The sequence below is a fragment of the Micromonospora parastrephiae genome (genome assembly GCF_016802865.1).
GTDB classification, from domain to species: Bacteria; Actinomycetota; Actinomycetes; order Mycobacteriales; family Micromonosporaceae; genus Micromonospora; species Micromonospora parastrephiae.
Genome location: NZ_JAEVHM010000043.1, coordinates 1 through 18,680 on the forward strand (window position 1 = coordinate 1; position 18,680 = coordinate 18,680).

At 73.0% G+C, this 18,680-nt stretch carries 15 protein-coding genes, 1 pseudogene and 1 riboswitch; of the genes and pseudogenes, 7 read left to right on the forward strand and 9 right to left on the reverse strand.

Annotated features, from left to right (window positions below; genetic code table 11):
* The 3 genes from JNW91_RS11870 to eccB form a co-directional block, all read right to left on the reverse strand.
* A partial coding sequence (locus tag JNW91_RS11870; RefSeq protein ID WP_203174907.1) for a WXG100 family type VII secretion target occupies nucleotides 1–875 on the reverse strand: 875 nt, incomplete at its 3' end.
* Nucleotides 868–1,236: a hypothetical protein gene (locus JNW91_RS11875; protein ID WP_203174908.1), complete on the reverse strand. Its 369-nt coding sequence runs from the start codon at nucleotides 1,234–1,236 to the stop codon at nucleotides 868–870. The genes JNW91_RS11875 and JNW91_RS11870, both read right to left, overlap by 8 nt.
* A gap of 88 nt (nucleotides 1,237–1,324) precedes the next feature.
* A complete protein-coding gene (gene eccB / locus JNW91_RS11880) occupies nucleotides 1,325–2,839 on the reverse strand; it encodes a type VII secretion protein EccB (RefSeq protein WP_203174909.1) in 1,515 nt (504 codons plus the stop codon).
* Between the two features lie 160 nt (nucleotides 2,840–2,999).
* On the opposite strand from eccB, the gene JNW91_RS11885 reads away from it, so the two are divergent.
* Complete coding sequence (locus JNW91_RS11885; RefSeq protein WP_203174910.1) at nucleotides 3,000–4,187, forward strand: type VII secretion protein EccE; 1,188 nt, start codon at nucleotides 3,000–3,002, stop codon at nucleotides 4,185–4,187.
* Nucleotides 4,188–4,228: 41 nt separating this feature from the next.
* Here the strand turns inward: JNW91_RS11885 and eccD are convergent, their stop codons facing one another.
* Complete coding sequence (gene eccD / locus JNW91_RS11890) at nucleotides 4,229–5,626, reverse strand: type VII secretion integral membrane protein EccD (protein WP_203174911.1); 1,398 nt, start codon at nucleotides 5,624–5,626, stop codon at nucleotides 4,229–4,231.
* A 166-nt stretch (nucleotides 5,627–5,792) separates the two neighbouring features.
* On the opposite strand from eccD, the gene eccCa reads away from it, so the two are divergent.
* The 3 genes from eccCa (at nucleotide 5,793) to JNW91_RS11905 (ending at nucleotide 10,587) form a co-directional block, all read left to right on the forward strand.
* Nucleotides 5,793–9,758 (forward strand): type VII secretion protein EccCa, encoded by a 3,966-nt coding sequence (eccCa, locus tag JNW91_RS11895; protein WP_203174912.1) that lies wholly within the window; start codon nucleotides 5,793–5,795, stop codon nucleotides 9,756–9,758.
* Nucleotides 9,759–9,974: 216 nt separating this feature from the next.
* Entirely contained in the window at nucleotides 9,975–10,283 is a 309-nt protein-coding gene (locus tag JNW91_RS11900; RefSeq protein ID WP_088986628.1) for a WXG100 family type VII secretion target, read from the forward strand.
* A gap of 25 nt (nucleotides 10,284–10,308) precedes the next feature.
* The gene (locus JNW91_RS11905; protein ID WP_203174913.1) at nucleotides 10,309–10,587 is read left to right on the forward strand and encodes a WXG100 family type VII secretion target; all 279 of its coding nucleotides are present in this window, start codon (nucleotides 10,309–10,311) and stop codon (nucleotides 10,585–10,587) included.
* 82 nt (nucleotides 10,588–10,669) lie between these two features.
* Here the strand turns inward: JNW91_RS11905 and mycP are convergent, their stop codons facing one another.
* Complete coding sequence (gene mycP / locus JNW91_RS11910) at nucleotides 10,670–11,911, reverse strand: type VII secretion-associated serine protease mycosin (RefSeq protein ID WP_309244326.1); 1,242 nt, start codon at nucleotides 11,909–11,911, stop codon at nucleotides 10,670–10,672.
* 50 nt (nucleotides 11,912–11,961) lie between these two features.
* Nucleotides 11,962–12,297, reverse strand: a complete 336-nt coding sequence (locus JNW91_RS11915) for a helix-turn-helix transcriptional regulator (protein WP_203174914.1) — start codon at nucleotides 12,295–12,297, stop codon at nucleotides 11,962–11,964.
* A 238-nt stretch (nucleotides 12,298–12,535) separates the two neighbouring features.
* Here JNW91_RS11915 and JNW91_RS33550 point away from each other — a divergent pair, with 238 nt between their 5' ends.
* On the forward strand, nucleotides 12,536–12,658 hold the full coding sequence (locus tag JNW91_RS33550; protein ID WP_309244327.1) for a hypothetical protein: 123 nt from the start codon (nucleotides 12,536–12,538) through the stop codon (nucleotides 12,656–12,658).
* The gene (locus JNW91_RS11920) at nucleotides 12,655–13,254 is read left to right on the forward strand and encodes a carbonic anhydrase (RefSeq protein WP_309244328.1); all 600 of its coding nucleotides are present in this window, start codon (nucleotides 12,655–12,657) and stop codon (nucleotides 13,252–13,254) included. Before JNW91_RS33550 ends, JNW91_RS11920 begins: the two co-directional genes overlap by 4 nt.
* A 56-nt stretch (nucleotides 13,255–13,310) precedes the next feature.
* On the opposite strand, the gene JNW91_RS11925 is transcribed toward JNW91_RS11920, so the two are convergent.
* Both JNW91_RS11925 and JNW91_RS11930 read right to left on the reverse strand, forming a co-directional pair.
* Nucleotides 13,311–14,330 (reverse strand): coiled-coil domain-containing protein, encoded by a 1,020-nt coding sequence (locus JNW91_RS11925; protein WP_203174916.1) that lies wholly within the window; start codon nucleotides 14,328–14,330, stop codon nucleotides 13,311–13,313.
* Nucleotides 14,331–14,334: 4 nt separating this feature from the next.
* Nucleotides 14,335–14,465: riboswitch (cyclic di-AMP (ydaO/yuaA leader) on the reverse strand.
* Nucleotides 14,466–14,631: 166 nt separating this feature from the next.
* Complete coding sequence (locus tag JNW91_RS11930) at nucleotides 14,632–16,002, reverse strand: YibE/F family protein (protein WP_203174917.1); 1,371 nt, start codon at nucleotides 16,000–16,002, stop codon at nucleotides 14,632–14,634.
* 313 nt (nucleotides 16,003–16,315) lie between these two features.
* Between JNW91_RS11930 and JNW91_RS11935 the strand changes: the two are divergent.
* A pseudogene (locus tag JNW91_RS11935) lies at nucleotides 16,316–18,351 on the forward strand (copper-translocating P-type ATPase).
* 6 nt (nucleotides 18,352–18,357) lie between these two features.
* Here the strand turns inward: JNW91_RS11935 and JNW91_RS11940 are convergent.
* Nucleotides 18,358–18,654, reverse strand: coding sequence for a metal-sensitive transcriptional regulator (locus tag JNW91_RS11940; protein ID WP_203174918.1), 297 nt, complete (start codon nucleotides 18,652–18,654; stop codon nucleotides 18,358–18,360).
* Between the last annotated feature and the right edge of the window lie 26 nt (nucleotides 18,655–18,680).

Below are 18,680 nucleotides of genomic sequence, written 5' to 3' on the forward strand. Positions count from 1 at the left end.
CCGGACAGACCGGCCAGGCCGGCGGCGCCGCCGGCCAGCAGCGCGCCACCCACCAGCGGGTCCGCTCCGGCGAGAGCGGTGCCGCCGCCCTCGGTGTCGTCCGAGACGGTGACCACACCCGGTGTGCCGGCGGTGCCGTCCGGCACGGGCCCGGAGCCGTCGCCGACGACGACCGGCGGTTCGCCGGCCCGGTGCGGCGTCCCGATGGTCGCGTCGCCGGTACGGGCGGTGTGGCCGCTGATGGTGGGCGCGGCGGTGGGCGGGGCGGTGTTCGGCCCGCTGCGGGGCGTCGTCCTGTCGTCGCTGGCCGTCTCCGGCGTGTCCGGCGGAGGCGGAGGCGGATCGACCACCCGGTCGTAGGCGGACAGGTCGTAACCGGCGGCCAGCTCGGCCACCACGTTCACCATCCGCTTGTGGGCCCTCTCCTGCTCTTCCTTGTCCTGCTGGTGGCCGAGCATGCCGCCGATCACGGCCCCGGGCAGGCCGAAGGTGGCGCCGCCACGGAGGGCACCGGAGAGCAGCTGGTCGTTGTCGTCGGTCTCTTCCGGGTTTTCGGCCTGCTTGTGCGCGGTGCGCAACTGGCCGGCCATCATCGTGAGCGCCTGCTTGACGTCGGCCATCCCCTCGCCGAGCGCGTCCGAGTGGGCGACGATCAGCCCCAGCCGCCGCTGGAACTCCCGGCCCGCCGAACCCGTCCAGGTGTTGCCGAGCTTCTCAAGATCGCCGCTCAACTCCCGGCCGAGCCCGTCCAGGATGCCCTTGAGCGCGGCCCACTGGGCGGCCACGCCCTCGATCTGCTCCGGCTTGCCGGCCATCACGGCGTCGTACAGCTCCTGGTGGCTGCGGCCCTCGTAGCGCTGGGTGTATTCAGACACGCCCGTCCCCCTTCGGCTCCAACGCCTGCTGGACACCGGTCAACGCGGCGGTGATGTCGGTGGCGTTGGCGGCGTTCCGCGCCTCGGCGGTCCGATAGTTGGCCAGGATCGTGCTGGTGGCCTGCTGGGCCGCGACCACGGCCCGCCGGAGCCGCTCCGCCTGTTGGACGTAGGACTGGTGGACCGTGCTGTAGCGGCGCGCGTTGTCGGTGGCGTCGGTGAACGAGCCCAACGCCGGTGGGCTGCACTGCATCTCGGTGTTGAGCTTGCGCAGCACCGACTCGGCCTGGCTCAGCCGGGCCACCAGGTTCTTGTGGAAGTCCTCAAGGGACAGCAGGTCGACTTCCGTGCGCCCGGTCATGGCAACATCCCCGTCGTTCTGGTTGACAACCGTCAGCGGATGCCAGGTTAGTCCACCGCCGCGCTCCCGGGCGACCCGTGCGAGCCGCTCAACCGTCGGCGCCGGTCGATGCCGCGGGCATGCCTCCGCCCGCGCCCCCGTTCGCGGACGTGCCGCCGACCGGCGAAGCCGGAGCGGTCGCGGTGGGCGGCGCGCCCTCGGGTGCGAAGAAGGCCGCCGCGTCCTCCGGGTCCAGAGTGGGCCCGGTCGGGATCAGAGCGAGCAGCGTCCCGGGCACCGCGAGGGGGGTGACCCCGCCGTAGCCGAGCACCGCCAGCGTCTCGGTCGACGCGAGCGGGTACCGGACGCCCTGGGGGCTGATCAGGTAGATCGTCGACCCGGCCGCGCCGGAGCCACTGGTCCCGGCGCCGGGCGCGGCCTGTGCGAGCACGCCCTTACCGCCGGGCAGCAGCACCGCCTCGGCGGTGCGTACCGCGTCCCGGGCGGTCTGGCGTACCGGCACCGGCCCCGGATCGGTAGCGGTCAGCTCCGCCGGTGCCCGGTCGAAGACCTCCAGGGTGGTGACCGGTGGGCCGCCTCCGGCGCCCGCCCGGTACGTGGCGCAGAGCGTGGTCTGCCCGGACCGGGCCGGGTACAGGCTCGGCAGCGTCTCCGGCAGCCCCTCCTCCTCCACCCGCTGCTCGGTCAGCAACCGGCCGGCCTGGTCCGGCGTGATGTCGGTGATCTGACCGCCACCGCTGATCATCAACAGGGCGGTGATCTCAGTGATCGAGACGAGCCCTTCGCGGGTCAGCACGTAGTACCGGCCGGCGGCCTGGAACACCTGGCCGATGGTGGCCGGCCGGTCGCCCACGCTCAGCCCGCTCCGATCGCCCTCGCCGGGCAGTGTCGGCTTGCGCAGTGGTGGCCCGGCCGGGACGGCGTTGAGCAACTGCTGCCCGACCCGCAGCTGCGTGGCGTTGGGCATCCTCAGCGCCGCGATCGTCTGGTCGCCACCGAGTACCTGGAGACGGGCGTCACCGGTGAGCAGGTACCGCTGACCGTCCACGGTGACCAGGACCGCACGGTCAGCCAGCGGCGCGCCACCGGGCAGCGCCCGATCGATCACGACCCGGGTGGTGGAGCGCTGCGGGTCGCTCGGATCGGGCACGTCGCAGACCGACCAGGGCAGACCGGTCAGCGACTTGCGGTCCGGCAAGGCGTCCGGGGCGCCGACGATGCCGAGCGTACGACCACGGGGACGGTCCCGCAGCGACGCCTGGGACATCGTCCGCACGGCCGGGTCCGCCTCGTTCAGGATCAGCCGCGCCGAGGTGTAGTTGAGGGCCGGGTACAGCTGCCCACCCACGAACACGTACGTCGCGCCGGTCTCCCGTTCTATGACCAGCGTCTTGTCTTCCAACGGCGCGGTGTTGCCGGTCAACTGACCGTAGGCGCCCACCCCGCCGAGCACCACCGCGGCGGCGATCACGCTGCCGAAGACCGCCATGCCGAGCCGTCGCATCGGCAGGTTGGTGGTCTCCGGATCGCCCGACAGCAGCGCGGAGACGATCCGGCGGGTGACGAAGCGGTACGCCTGCACCTGATCGCGGCGGGTCCGCATGACTTACCTCCGGCGGGGTGGATCCGCGACGATGTCCTCGGGGTGCCGTCGCGGGCTTCCCTACGATAAGGGGCCGACGGCGGTCCTCGGGACCACCGCCGGCGGCCGGCACCGGACCGACCCGGCGCAGAGCCGTACCGTGCAGGAGGGACAGTCAGCGATGACGCAGGTTCAGGCGCGACCCGCCCGAGCGGCCACGGGCCCGTCCGACGTCCCGGCACGAGCGACGCCGCCGACCGACCGGCCTGGTCGGGGCCGGATCGGCCCGGTGCTCGTCGGGCAGCTCGTTCTGGTGGAGCTGTGCGTGGTCGCCGTCTGGGCGTCGGCCAGCGGTCCGAGTTGGCTGCTCGCCGCGGTGGGCACCGTTGCGGCGCTGGTCGTCCTGGCCGCCTTCGCCCGCCGGGGCGGCCGCTGGTGGTTCGAGGATCTGCTGCTGCGCCGGCGACTGCGACGACGCCGCGAACGCGCCACGGCCGCGCTGTCCGGCGGTACCGCGGCGGACCCACGGCTGGCCGCGCTCGCCCCCGAGTTGAGCGTCATCGAGTTGACCGACCGGGGCACCCGGCTCGGCATCGGGCAGGACGACAACGGCTGGTTCGCGGCGATCGCGCTGCAGTCCGGCAGCGGCGGGGCGGTCGGCTCGGTGGAGGCGTCCACGGTGGACCGAACGCTGCGGGTGCTCGGGGACTTCGCCGCGCCGGTTTCCCGGACCCAGGTCGTGGCACACACCCTGGTCTGGTATCCGGCGCCCGGTGCGCCACCGGCGGCGCACCGGACCGTGTGGGTGGCGCTGCGGCTCACCGTGCACGACGCCCGTGTGGAGGCGGTGACCCGGGGCGGCGGACTGCCGGGTGTCCACCGGACCTTGTCCGCCGGGATCGGCCGACTCGGCAAGGCGCTGACCGCCGCCGGGTTGTCCCACCGTCCGCTGGGCCGCGACGAACTGCGGTCGGCGGTGGTCTCGGCCGCCGGACTGGACCTCGTGCCGGAGCCACCGACGGAGACCTGGGAGGGGCTGCGCGGCGGCGGCTGGACGCACCGCTGCATGGCACTGGGGGGCCGGCCGGACGCTCCGCTCGGCCCGCTGGTGGACGCGATCACCGCCACCTCGGCGCCGTCGCACACGGTGGCCGTGTCGGTGTCGCCGGACGGTCGGGTGGCGGCGCCGCTGCTGCGGGTCGCGGCCATGGACAACCACGTGGAGGCCCTGGTCAAGGTCGTGCGGGAGGTGGCCGGCCGGGCCGGAGCGTCGGCCCGACCGGTGGACGGCCAGCACGGCCCCGGCGCCTACGCGAGCGCACCGGTCGGGTCGGTGCTGGGCGTCTCCACCCGCCCGCAGCCGCGCTGACGGCCGGGCGTCGCGCGGGTCGCTGGGTCGGAGCCCGGCGGTCAGGGCCGCAGGTTGACGATCCAGCCGTACAGCCCGCAGACCCAGAAGGCGAGCGGCACCAGCGAGATGATCAGCAGGATCTCGACGATGTCGAGAAGCCGACCCCAGACCGGTGAGATGCGCTTGCCGGCGACGCTCAGCCCGTAGACCAGACTGATCACGGCGGCCAGCAGCAGCCCACCGAGGACAAGGCCGAGCCGGACCGGCAGTGACCCGTCGGCGAAGGTGGCCGCGGCGGCGAGGCCCAGGCCCACCGTGCCGGCGAGCAACACCGGGACGCGCTGGGCCCGGCCCAGGAGCGGCCGGGCCCGCAGCAGCGAGAGCAGCCCCAGCACCAGGCAGAGCAGCACCGCCGGCAGTCGCCCGTCCAGGGCGAGCACCACCTCCGCGCCGAGGACCAGCAGCGAAACGGTCCACAGCAGACCGGTCAGGAAGTCGTCGGCGCGCTCGCTCTGCTGGAGCACCTGCCGCCCGTCGACCGACTCGCTGTCGGTCTTCAGGTCCTCCGGACCGGTCGGGATGGACGGCACCGGCAGTCGGGCCAGCCGGTAGGCCGCCATCGGCAGCGCCGGCACCGCGCCGAACGCGATCGTCGCCACCACCGCGGCCGCGGCCGGCGCGTCGATGCCGAAGGCCAGGCAGAGCAGGGCGCCCACGCCGGTGGCCGCACCCACGCCGATCGAGGCGAAGAAAAGCGGATACCGGTCACCGACCGCCAGCACGGCCACCGCCCCGGCGACCACCACGGCGGTGGCCGCGAGCAGGACGTGCGGGCTCGCCAGATCGGTCAGCGGCCGGTCACCGGCGAGCAGCAGCAGACCGCCGGTGCCAGCGTGCACCAGGCCGACCATGGCCAGCACCGCGCCGGTCCGGCTGTCACCGGCGGCCCGGGACAGCACCGCCGCGCCGACCAGCAGCGCCACCGCCACCAGCAGGGCGGCCACCGCGCCGGGCAGGTGCGGAGGGCCGGCGAAGAGCGCGGCCAGCGCGCCGGCGCCCAGCGCCGCCGCGGCGAACAGCACCGCGAAGGACCGGCTCGCGCCGACCTGCCAGGCGCCCGGCCGCTGGTTGGTCGCGGTGGCGACCGCGTCCACCACGTCGTCGAAGACGATCTCCGGGGCCGCGGCCGAACGCGGGTTGAAGTAGAGCACCTCGCCATCGCGGACGCCGAGCTGCACCGCGGTACGCCCACCGTCCAACGGTGCACCGCCCAACCGGGACAGTGCCCAACCGCCGTGCCGCACCCCCTCGTCGGCGAGATCCTCCCCGGCGTAGCGCAGCAGGGTGGGCAGCAGGTCGGCCAACGGCACGTCCGACGGCAGAGCCAGATCCATCCGGGTACGCGGAGCCACGATGGTGATCCGGCTCAGGCCACCGGTCGCCGTCTTCGTCGCCACTGTGGCCTCCAGGTGTCCGTCTACGATCAGCGGGCCGCGGTGCCGCGGTGCGGGTCCACCGCGCCCACGGGAGATTACCTACGATGGCGTGCACGTACGATGCCCACCCGCAGACTCCGGTCCGCGACGGCACATCGTCAGGGCCGCTTCTGGGGAGGAGACAGCCGTGAGCACGGTGGTGTTCCGCCGGCTCCCGCGTCAGCCGGGGCCGGCCTTGCCGCGCGGTGAGGTGCTGCTGGAGTCCCCTCCCGAGCTGCCGGAGCCGACGCCCCGTGGGATGGGGCAGCTGCTCATGATCCTGCCGATGTTCTGCGGGGTCGGCGCGATGGCCTTCCTCTACGCGGGCAAGGGCGGCGGCATGATGACGTACGTCGCCGGTGGCCTGTTCGGCGTCTCCATGCTCGGCATGGCGATCGGTTCGCTGGCCAACAGCGGCGGCAAGGACAAGGCTGAGCTGAACGCCGACCGCCGTGACTACATGCGTTACCTGGCCCAGATGCGCAAGCGCACCCGGCGCGCGGCGGAGCAGCAGCGTGCGGCGATGGCGTGGCGGCACCCGGAGCCGGACGCGCTCTGGTCGATCGCCGCGTCCCGCCGGCTGTGGGAGCGGCGGATCACCGAGGACGACTTCGGCGAGACCCGGATCGCGCTGGGCCCGCAGCGGCTGGCGGTGGAGATCGTTCCGCCGGAGACCAAGCCGGTGGAGGACCTGGAGCCGATGAGCGCCATCGCGCTGCGCCGGTTCGTTCGCGCCCATTCGACAGTGCCCGAGCTGCCGACCGCGCTGTCGGTGCGCGCGTTCAGCCGGGTGGTGCTGCGCGGTGACCGGGAGCCGGTGCTCGACCTGGCCCGGGCGGCGCTGGGTCAGCTGGCCACCTTCCACGCACCGGACGACCTGGTGATCGCGGTGGTCGCCGCACCGGACCGGCAGGCGGTCTGGGACTGGGTGAAGTGGCTGCCGCACGCCCACCACAGTGGACGGACCGACGCGGCCGGCGCGCGTCGGCTGGTGTTCGCGAGTCTCGCCGAGGCGGAGGAGTCGCTCGCCGGTGAGCTGGCCGGCCGTCCCCGGTTCGCGCCGGAGGCCAAGCCACTGACCACCGCGCCGCACCTGGTCGTGGTGAACGACGGAGGCGAGGTCTCGCCGACCGGCCAGCTGCTGGGCCCTGGTCTGCTGGGCGCCACGATGATCGACCTGTCCGGCACGGTGCCGCGCGACGCCGGCCGCTGGCTGCTCTGCCTCGACGTGGGCGACGGAAGCACCCTGGAGCTGGTCCGGGGCACCTCGTCGTCGCCGCTGGGTCGTCCGGACCGGCTCACCGCCGAGGCCGCCGAGGGGCTGGCCCGGCAGATCGCCCCCTACCGGCTCTCCCAGCAGCAGACCAGCAATGAGGAACCGCTGGCCCGCAGCATGGAGCTGCCGGATCTGCTCGGCGTGGGCGACGCCGCGACGGTCGACGTCCGCCAGACCTGGCGGCCGCGCGGCCACCGGGACCGGCTGCGCATTCCGCTCGGCGTCGGCCCGGACGGCAACGTGGTCGAGTTGGACTTCAAGGAGTCCGCGCACGAGGGCATGGGCCCGCACGGTCTGGTCATCGGCGCCACCGGCTCCGGAAAGAGTGAGCTGCTCCGCACGGTGGTGGCCGCGCTGGCGGTCACCCACTCGTCGGAGGAACTGAACTTCGTCCTGGTGGACTTCAAGGGTGGCGCGACGTTCGCCTCGTTGGAGGCGCTGCCGCACACCAGCGCGGTGATTACCAACCTGGCCGACGAGCTGCCGCTGGTCGACCGGATGCGCGACGCGCTCGCGGGCGAGATGGTGCGTCGGCAGGAGCTGCTGCGGGCGGCCGGCAACTACGTCTCCCGCTTCGAGTACGAGAAGGCCCGCTCGGCCGGCGAACCGTTGGCGCCGATGCCCAGCCTCCTGATCATCTGTGACGAGTTCAGCGAACTGCTCGCCGCGAAGCCCGACTTCATCGACCTGTTCGTCATGATCGGCCGGTTGGGCCGCTCGCTCGGCGTGCACCTCCTGCTGGCCAGCCAGCGGCTGGAGGAGGGCAAGCTGCGCGGCCTGGACACCCACCTGTCGTACCGGATCGGTCTGCGGACCTTCTCGGCGGTGGAGAGCCGGATCGTCCTCGGCGTGCCGGACGCGTACGAGCTGCCGAACGCGCCGGGGCACGGCTACCTGAAGACGGACACCAGTACGATGCTGCGGTTCCGGGCCGCCTACGTGTCCGGGGCGTACCGGGCGCCGGGGCAGCAGGCGTCGGCGTCGCAGGCGCTGGTGCAGCGCCGGATCGTGCCGTACGGGCTCGACTTCATCCCGGCGCAGGCCCCGCAGCTGCCGGTGGACACCGCGCCGGAGCCGGAGCAGCCGGCCGACGGCAAGGCCGTGGCGATGCTCGACGTGCTGATCGACCAGCTCAAGGGCCGTGGCCGTCCGGCGCACCAGGTGTGGCTGCCGCCGCTGGCCGACCCGCCGGGCCTGGGCGAGCTGCTCGGCCAGCTGGCCGTGGACCCGACGTACGGGTTGTGCACCGCGTCCTGGCCGGGGCGGGGCCGCCTCACCGTGCCGGTCGGCGTGGTCGACCGCCCGTACGAGCAGCGCCGTGACCCGATGATGGTCGAGCTGGCCGGTGCCGGCGGCAACGTGGTCATCGTCGGCCGTTCGATGAGTGGCAAGAGCACCATGCTGCGTACGCTGCTCGCCTCGCTGGCACTCACCCACACGCCGCGTGAGGTGCAGTTCTTCTGCCTGGACTTCGGCGGTGGCGCGTTGCGCAGCCTGGAGCGGCTGCCGCACATGGCCGGGGTGGCCGGCCGGCGGGACGTCGAGGCGGTCCGTCGCACGGTGGCCGAGGTGGTCGCCGTGCTGGACGACCGGGAGGCCCGTTTCGCCCAGCACGGCATCGACTCGGTGGCCAGCTATCGTCGTCGTCGGGCCGCCGGCGAGTTCGCCGACGACCCGTTCGGTGACGTGTTCCTGGTGGTGGACGGCTGGAACACGCTGCGCCAGGAGTACGAGGAGCTGGAGCAGACCATTACCACGCTCGCCAACCGGGGCCTCGGTTTCGGTGTGCACGTGGTGCTCACGGCGGTGCGCTGGGCGGAGATCCGGATCAACATGCGGGATCTGCTCGGCACCAAGTTGGAGCTGCGTCTGGGTGACGCGTCCGAGTCGGAGATCGACCGCCGCTCGGCGATGAACGTGCCGGAGAAGGCGCCCGGCCGCGGCCTGACCCGGGACAAGCTGCACTTCCTCACCGCCATCTCGCGGATCGACGGCCGCCGGGACATCGAGGACCTGACCGAGGCGTCGACCGCCCTGGCCGGGCACGTGGCGGCCAACTGGCCGGGCCGCCCGGCGCCGAAGGTGCGGCTGCTGCCGCGCCGGCTGCCGGTGGCCGAGCTGGCCCGGATCATCGACCGGTCGATGCCCGGCCTGCCGATCGGCGTCAACGAGTCGGCTCTCGCGCCGGTCTACCTGGACCTGGCCAACGAGCCGCACCTCACGGTCTTCGGCGACGCGGAGTGCGGCAAGACCAACCTGCTGCGGTTGATCGCCCGGGGCATCACCGAGCGGTACACGCCGGCGCAGGCCCGGCTGGTGATCGCCGACTACCGGCGCGGTCTGCTGGGTGCGGTGGAGGGCGACCACCTGCTCGACTACGCGCCGTCGAACCAGGCGTTCGCCCAGGGGCTCGGTTCGATCCGCAGCGCGTTGTCCAACCGGCTGCCCGGCCCGGACGTGACCACGGCCCAGTTGCGGGACCGCAGTTGGTGGAAGGGCCCGGACCTCTACATCCTGGTGGACGACTACGACCTGGTGGCCTCCGGTGGGAGCAACCCGCTCGGCGCCCTGCTGGAGCTGTTGCCGCAGGCTCGGGACATCGGCCTGCACCTGATCGTGACGCGGCGGGTCGGCGGTGTTTCCCGGGCGCTCTACGAACCGGTCCTGCAACGGCTCCGTGAACTGGACTCTCCCGGCCTGCTGATGTCCGGCAACCGTGAGGAGGGCGCGGTCTTCGGCACGTTGCGGCCGAGCCCGCAGCCGCCGGGTCGGGGCACCCTCGTGCGCCGCCGCGACGGTCAGCAGCTGATCCAGACCGCCTGGGCCGAGCCGTCCTGATCATATCGGCGGGATCGGAAGCCGGCCGTGCCGCGGACACTCGGTCGCATTCCGGATTCGCCACCATCCATCGAAGGCCGCCGGTCAGGGCTGCGAGGGCTGGACCGGTTCGGCTACGGTCTTCACTGGAGTGTCCGTCGGTGGGGTGTTGGTGCCTTGCCGCGGGGGAGGGGTGCGGCGAAGCCGCCACCACAACGTGACGGAAGGGTGTGAAGCATGGCGTTCGAGGTCGAAGCTGCGACTCTCCATACCGCCGCGAGTGACGTGCGGTCCACGCGCAGCGAGGTCGACGGCGAGCTGAAGAAGCTGTGGAACGTAGTCGACGACCTGGCCATGGCGTGGAAGGGTCAGGCGTCCACGGGCTTCCAGTCGCTGATGACGCGCTGGAACGAGGACACCGTCAAGCTGCTGACGGCGATGGACAACATCGCCGACCTGCTCGACAAGTCGGGTACGACGCACCAGGTCAACGACGAAGAGCAGCAGCAGATGCTGGACAAGTTCCACTCTGCTCTCAACCCGTGATCCGTAGCCAGCAGAGGAGGAAGTCGTGACGATCAAGGTTGACTACGCGGTCCTCGAGAGCAGCAACCAGCAGATGCAGGCCATCTCGAAGACCATCGACGAGAAGCTCGACACGCTGCGGTCGATGCTGTCCAAGCTGCACTGGGACGGCGAGGACAGGGTGGCCTACGAGCAGCACCAGGCGAAGTGGGACACGGCCGTCCGGGACATCAACCGGATTCTCAACGAGATCGGTGGTGCCGTCGGCATCGCCCGCGAAAACTACGTCTCCACCGAGATGAGCAACTCCAAGGTGTGGGGCTGAGGTAGTCGCCGCTGCGGCTCCGGTCCGGGTTCCACCCGGGTCGGAGCCGCATTGCGTTGGCCGGCTGGACGCCAGGGTGGGCTCAGCCGGTGACGGGTGAGTCCGTACGCCGGCCGGGACGCCAGCCGCGACGACGGCCCCGGGCCAACACGGGTCGCGCGACCAGCAGCAGCACGACGAGCAGGGCGCCGATCGCGGCCGCCCACAGCGCGGCGGTGCGTTGCCAGCTCAGCGGGTCGTTCACCGAGGTGGGTGCCGGCAGCGCCCCGGCGGGTGGGTCGGTGCGGGTGCCGAGCACGCTCGACACGGCCCGGTACGGGCTGACCATCCCGTATCCGACGTCGGCGTTGTGCCCGTCGGGCGGGTTGTCGGCCGTCCGCTCCAGCCGGTCGGCGACCTGCTGGGGGTCGAGGTCCGGGTACGCGGCGCGGACCAGCGCGGCCGTTCCCGAGACGTACGCGGCGGCGTAGCTGGTGCCGCCGTTGGGCTCGGCGCGGTAGCCGGACCCTCCGGGCGCCGGGCCGACGATGTTCAACCCCGGCGCGGCGATGTCCACGTAGGAGCCGCTGACCGATGTGCCCACGTGGCCGCCCTGCTCGTCCACGCCACCGACGGCGATCACGCCGGGATAGGCGGCCGGGTAGCCGGGACGGTCCTGCTGGTTTTCCTGCCGGTTGCCGGCGGCGGCGACGAGCACCACCCGCTTGGCCAGCGCCCGCTCGACGGCCTGCGCCAGTTCGGGACGGGGCAGCGTCGTCAGGGACATGTTGATGACGTCCGCGCCCTGGTCGACGGCCCAGTCGATGGCCGCGGCGATCTGCCCGGGCAGCGCCTCGTCGTTGGTGCCCTTGAGATCGGGCAGGACGCGGATCGGCAGGATGCGGGCAGCCGGGGCGATGCCGCTGAACGGTACGCCGGTGCCCTCCCGCCCGGCGATGATGCCGGCGATCATCGTGCCGTGCCCGACCTGGTCGCACTGCCCCTGGTTGGCCGGGAGGTTGTTGAAGTCGCGGCCTTCGAGCACCTGGCCCTTGAGCAGGGGGTGGATGGCGGAGACGCCGGAGTCGATGACGGCCACCGTGACGCCGGCGCCGCGGGACAGTGGCCAGGCCGAGGACGGCTCCAGCCGGCGCAGCCCCCACGGCATCTCCGTCAGACCCGGTTCGCCGGCGGGGCCGCAGGTGGGCGGTGCCGCGGCCGCCGGGGAGGGCGCCGCCAGGGCGGTGCCGAGCAGGGCCGCCAACGCTCCACTGAGGACGTCGCGGACAACACGCCCCGCACGGCGGGGCGGCTCGGTCGCGCTCATCGGCAGGCTCTCGCGCACCCGCAGAGATTACCGCTGTGGTGCGCCGGGCAGCGGCCCGGCGGCGGTGGTCAGGACGGGCGGCTGGTGTCGGTGGGGGGTGGCTCGGCGAAGAGCGCGAGCAGGTCGCCGACCTGTCGGTACGCCTCGGCGGGGTGCCGGAACCGGCCGGCCGGGTTCAGGGTGTACTCGTTGCGCCGTCCAACCCGGGTGCGGTGCAGGTAGCCGCCCGCCTCCAGGTCGGCGACGATCGCCTGCGCGGCCCGCTCGGTCACGCCGACCTCCGCCGCGACGTCGCGCAGCCGGGCGGTGGGGTCGCGGGCGATGGCCAGCAGCACGTGCCCGTGGTTGGTGAGGAACGTCCAGTTCCGGCCGCCGCCGGTCGCACCCGTCGCCGTGCCCGCCATCGTGGGACCGCCTCTCCGGTTGTCCGCCCCGCCTCTGCACCTTGCCATCGAGGCTCGGCGGCTCTGGCCTCGGGGGCGTCGTCGCGAGGTCGACCCTGGGCCAACGTATGAAATCTATATCACGCATACCTTGACGCATCTTGTGGTGCGTGTGACGGTTGGAGCCGGGCCAGCGCCCGCCACCGGCCGGCCGAACATCCGGTTGACCAGGTCAAATGCGTGGAAACGAGGTGCGGGGATGAGCCTTCCCGGAGCGTCCGGCGGGCAGCCGGGTCCGCAGCGGAGCGCCGACCAGGCGTCGGCGTTCACCGAGCCGGCCCGGGCGTACGCCGAGCTGGCCGCGGCAACCGACGCTTCGTGAGCGGCTCCCCGCGCCACCCCAACCAGGACGCCGGGCACCGGGCCGCGGTGGCCGACGGGCAACACCCGTTCGCGGTGATCGTCGGTTGCTCCGACTCCCGGCTCGCCGCCGAGATCATCTTCGACCGGGGGCTGGGCGACCTGTTCGTGGTCCGCACGGCCGGGCACACGGCCGGGCCGGAGGTGCTGGGCAGCGTGGAGTACGCGGTGACCGTGCTCGGCACCCCGCTGGTGGTGGTGCTGGGCCACGACTCGTGCGGCGCGGTCCAGGCGGCCCGCGAGGTCGCCGCCACCGGCGTGGCACCCCAGGGGCACCTGGGCGCGGTGGTCGACGCCGTGCTGCCCAGCCTCCGCCGAGCCGCGGCCGAGGGGATCGACGACATCGACGGCATCGTCGACGTCCACATCGCACAGACCGTCGAGACGTTGCTGGAGCAGTCATCCGTGCTGGCCGACGAGGTGGCGCGGGGGCGGTGCGCGGTGGTGGGCGTGTCGTACCGGCTCGCCGCCGGTGTGGTGCGCCCGGTCGCCGCCGTTCCGGCCGACGTCGCGGCGCTCGACGTACCCGACGAACCGTCGGCGTCCGCCGCGGCCTGACGCGACGAGGGCCGCCCCGCGACGCGGGACGGCCCTCGACTGCGAGAACGCGCGGATCAGAGCAGCGACATGTGAACGTGGTCGGTGTGGTTCGACGGCCCGCTGTACGACTTCCAGCCGGTCGCCGGGAACCAGATCTGCCGGTTCCAGATCACGTAGTAGATGCCGAGGCGGTCGGCGTTGCGGATGAGGAACGCGGCCACGTTGTTGCCGTACGTGCGGGTGTCCTCGTTGTGCCACGGGCTGAAGCCGCTCTTCTGCAACGACCAGTCACAGGCGCGGCCCTTCGGGTGCTCCCACGGCCCGCCGGAGCGGTAGCAGCCCACGAACCGGTTGAAGCCGGCCCGCTTGACCTCCTTGTACGCGTGCAGGGTGCGAGGCGTGACGCAGCCGGACGTGGTCGGATCGTCCTCGCTGCACGACTGCGGCTTCCAGTCGCCGTCGGCGGTGCGCCCCGGGCCGATCCGGGCGACCGGCGACGTGGCGTCCACCAGGCCGCCGGTGAAGCCCTTCCCGCCGACCAGGGCGAGCGCCTTGTCCGCGTCGCGCTTCTCCTTCGCCATCAGGGCGGTCTGCTTCTGCTGTTCCCGCACCTCCGCGTCGAGGGCCAGCTTCGCCTGTTCGGCGCGGGCCTTCACCGCGTTGACCTCGGAGAGCTTCTTCTCGTTGACCATGTTCATCTCGTCGAGCGCGGCGGCCCGCCGGACGAACGAGTCGGGGGCGTCGCTCTCCAGCAGCATCGCGATCGCGCCGATCCGGCCGGTCCGGTACGACTGGGCGGCGATCTGACCGACCTGCGGGGCCAGGGCGTCCAGGTCGGCCTTCGCGCGCTCCACCTCGGCCGCCAGCTCCGACTGCCGCTTCTTGGACTTGTCCAGCTGCGACTTCGCCGCCACGTAGTCCCGGTTGGTCTTCTCGATGACGTCGTTGAGCAGCTTCGGCTCGCCGTCCTCCTCGTGCCCGGACGGCGTCGGCGTCGTCGGGGCGGCGTGCGCCGGGAGGGGTCCGGCGAACACGGTCAGTGCGGCGATCACGGCCACCACGGGTGTCAACCAGCGGCGTAGGGGTGCCGTCACGATGTTCCCTTCCGTCGACCGCCGACCGGGTTAGCTGACGGGTTCGGGGCGGAAGTGGCCCCTACCGCTGACGCGGATTCACCCCACGTACCTGGGTTCCCGGCTCGCCGGTTGGCGATTGGGCGGTGGCACCGCAGGCGCCGATTCGCGCCTTCGGCGGTGACCGGCAGCGAGGTTACCCGAGAGTCGACCCCCTGAGCTACGTCCCGATGCCGACTAAAAGCGTCATTTCGCCATGGCGTTGAGTGACCAGTGATGCGGTTCTCAGGCCGGATGCCCGATCTGGTCACGCTGAGGAGTGTCACCATGCCGTATCCGTGCTCCTGTTCGGCTCTGGCCACCGGTCGGTGGCGGTGGGCGGGGGTGTCGTCCGCATCGGGTCCGGTCCGTCCAACGGGCCCGTTCGCGGGGAGCTCAGTGCGGCCAGGGCCTCCGCCCGGTCCGGCTGAGGCCGGGGGGCGGAGGGGCCGTCGGCCGGCTCGGCAGCCGACCGGCCGGCGGCGGTCACCACGGCGGCCAGCCCGGTGGTCAGCGGTACGGCGGCGATGAGGCCGAGGGTGGCCACCGCGCTGCGAACGATCTCCTGCGCCAGGAACTCGCTGGTGAGGATCTGTCCGAGAGGGCGCGTGTCGGCGGTGAGCAGGAGCAGCAACGGCAGCGAGGCGCCGGCGTACGCCAGCACGATGGTGTTGACCGTGGAGGCGATGTGCGCCCGGCCGACCCGGGTGGCGGCCCGGTAGAGCTGCAACCGGGTCAGCCCGGGGTTGGCGTTCGCCAGCTCGGTGACGGTGGCCGCCTGGGTGACCGTCACGTCGTCGAGCACCCCGAGCGAGCCGATGATGATCCCGGCGAGCAGCAGGCCGTGCAGGTCCACGTCGGCCTGGAACATCGACAGCGTGGTGGCGTCCTCGCTGCCGAAACCGGTGAGGTGGGTGGCGGCGGTGGCGATGGTGGCCAACACGCCGGTGAGCACCAGGCTGCCCAGGGTGCCGAGCACCGCGACGGAGGTCTGCGCGGTGATCCCGTGCGTCAGGTAGAGCACCACGAACATGATCAGGGCGGCGCCGACCACCGCCACGACCAGCGGTGACCGACCGGCGGCGATGCCCGGCAGCACGAAGGTGAGCAGGATGGCGAAACTGGCGGCCAGCCCGCCGAGTGCGGCCAGGCCACGCCACCGGCCGAACGCGACGATCGCGGCGGCGAAGACCACCGCCAGCCACACCAGGGGCGTGCCGCGCTGGTGCTCGGCGATGTTCCAGGTGCTGGCGCTGGGATCGGCCGGGTCGGTCAGCTCGACCAGGATGACCTCGTCGCCGACGTCGACCCGGGGCGCTCCGGGGCCGTCCGGTACCGGTGTCTGGACCTGCTGCCCGGCACTCGGTCCATCCTGCACCCGAACGTCCACCGTGCCGCACGGCCCGTCGCCGGCGTCCGGTGTGCCCTCCGGGGTCTGCGGCGCGGGCGGGCACGGCTCGGTCACCACGCGGGTCACCGTGCCCTGGTAGCGCGGGACGTCCGCGCCGCCGCCGGTCTGCGGGGAGGCGTCCCGGGGCCAGAGCACCAGCGCCGCGAGCACGGTGGCGACGAACAGGGGTACCACCGTCGCGACGAGGATCCGTCGTACCCGGGGCGGGGCGGACGGAGCGGAACGGCTGTGGTCGGAACCCAATGCGAGACTCCCAACGAATCCGGTGCGGGGTACGTGCCGGTGGGCCGGTTGGTTCACCGCCGCCGCGGAAACGCGGTGACGAGTGCGGCGGATCGCTGGATGACGATCGCTTGATCACATACGGTGAACGACCGGTCGGGCCGGCCGGGGGCGCCGCCGCGTCGTGGCGGTCCCGGCGCGGGACTGCGGAGCGGAATCCGGAGGGCCATCGTCGAAGATGCTAACGACCCCCGCTGCGGGACGCAGGTCGTGACGGAGTGTCGGGGTCCTCGAACCGCCCGCCTGGCGACGCGCGGACCGGGATGGTGGAGTCATGCGCGCTGAGTCACCGCCCCACCCGCACGGCCGGCATCATGGCGGGCACGACAAGCACGCCGGTCACGATCCGGCGATGTTCCGTCGCCGGTTCTGGGTCTGCCTGGTGCTCACCGTGCCGGTGGTGTTGGCCAGTCACCTCGTGGCGGACCGGCTCGGTCTGCGCTGGGACGTTCCGGGCCGTTCCTGGGTGGGGACGGTGCTCGGCTCGGTGGTGTTCTGGTGGGGCGGCTGGCCGTTCCTCGTCGGTGCGGTCCGGGAGGTCCGGGACCGCGCGCCGGGCATGATGCTGCTGGTCGCGATGGCGATCACCGTCGCGTACACCGCGTCGCTGGCCACCAGTGTCGGCGCGTTCGACCTGGACTTCTGGTGGGAGCTGGCCGCGCTGGTCACCATCATGCTGCTCGGGCACTGGCAGGAGATGAAGGCCATCGGGCAGGCCCGGGGAGCGCTCGCGGCGCTGGCCGCGCTGCTGCCGGACGAGGCCGAGCGGGTGAGCGCCGACGGCGGGGTCGAACCGGTGCCGGTCGGCGCGCTGCGGGTCGGCGACGTGGTGCTGGTCCGACCGGGTGGCCGGGTGCCGGCGGACGGGTGCATCGTCGACGGCGGCGCCGAGCTGGACGAATCGATGATCTCCGGCGAGTCGCGGCCGGTTGCCCGCGCGACCGGCGACCGGGTGGTGGCGGGCACCGTCGCCACCGACTCGGCGATCCGGGTCCGTGTCGAGGCCCTGGGTGACCAGACCGCCCTCGCCGGCATCCAGCGCATGGTCGCCCAGGCGCAGCGCTCCGGCGGGCGAGCCCAACTGCTGGCCGACCGGTTCGCAGCCGCGTTGTTCTACGTCGCCACCGGCACCGCCGTGCTGACCGTGCTGGTCTGGACGGCGCTGGGTCAGCCCGACGAGGCGGTGGTCCGTGCGGTCACCGTCCTGGTGATCGCCTGCCCGCACGCGCTCGGCCTGGCCATTCCGCTGGTCGTCGCGCTCTCCACCGCGTTGGCCGCGCGATCCGGGATCCTGGTGAAGGACCGGTTGGCGCTGGAGCGGATGCGGACCGTCGGCGCGGTGCTCTTCGACAAGACCGGCACCCTGACCCGGGGCGAGCACGCCGTCACCGACGTGGCGGCGGCGGGCGTGGAGCGGGACGAGGCGCTGCGGATCGCCGCCGGGGTGGAGTCGGACAGTGAGCACCCGCTGGCCCGGGCGATCGTCGCGGCGGCCGGGCCCGCCGGTCCGGCCCCGGCCGCCGGGTTCCGGTCGCTGCCGGGCCGCGGAGTGCAGGCAACCATCGACGGTACGGAGTACGCGGTGGGTGGGCCGGCGCTGCTGCGCGAGTTGGGGATGTCGCTTCCGGCCGACCTGGAGGCGGCGATCGGGCAGTGGTCGGCGAGAGGTGCGGCGGTGCTGCACCTGGTGCGGCTACCGGACGCCGTGCTGTGCGCGTTCGCGTTGACCGACGAGGTGCGTCCGGAGGCCCGGCGGGCCGTCGACGAGCTGCGCGCCGAGGGCGTCCGGACCATCGCGATGATCACCGGGGACGCTCGGCCGGTGGCCGAGGCGGTCGCCGCCGAACTCGGCTTCCGCCCCGGCGTCGACGAGGTCTTCGCCGAGGTGCTGCCGGCGGACAAGGACGGCCGGGTGGCCGAACTCCAGCGGCGGGGGTTGACCGTGGCGATGGTCGGTGACGGGGTGAACGACGCGCCCGCGCTGGCCCGCGCCGATGTGGGCATCGCGATCGGTGCGGGCACCGACGTGGCGATCGAGTCGGCCGGGGTCGTGCTCGCCTCGTCCGACCGCGCGGGGTGGGTGCGGTGGTGCGGCTGTCCCGGGCGTCGTACCGCAAGATGCGGCAGAACCTGGCCTGGGCGGCGGGCTACAACGTGGTGGCGCTGCCGTTGGCGGCCGGGGTGCTGGCCTGGGCCGGAGTGGCGTTGAGCCCGGCGCTGGCCGCGGTGCTGATGTCCGCGTCCACTGTCGTGGTGGCGCTCAACGCCCAGTTGCTGCGCCGGGTGCGGCTGGACCCGGAGCCGGACTGAGGGGCGTCAGCCGCGCTTCATGAGCCGGCCGACCGCCGCCATCATCTCGGTGGCCATCTCGTCGGCCCGACCCTCGGCCGCGCCCTCGTGCATGCAGTGCCGGGCGTGCCCGTCGAGCAGCCCCAGCGCCACCTTGTCGAGGGCGGCCTGGATCGCGGAGATCTGGGTCAGCACGTCGATGCAGTAGCGGTCGTCGTCGACCATCTTCTCGATGCCCCGAACCTGCCCCTCGACGCGGCGGAGCCGCGCGAGCAGTTGGTCCTTGCTGGCGGTGTACCCGCGGATCGGGGTGGGTGAGGTCATGCCGACCAGGATAGCCTACCCCTGGG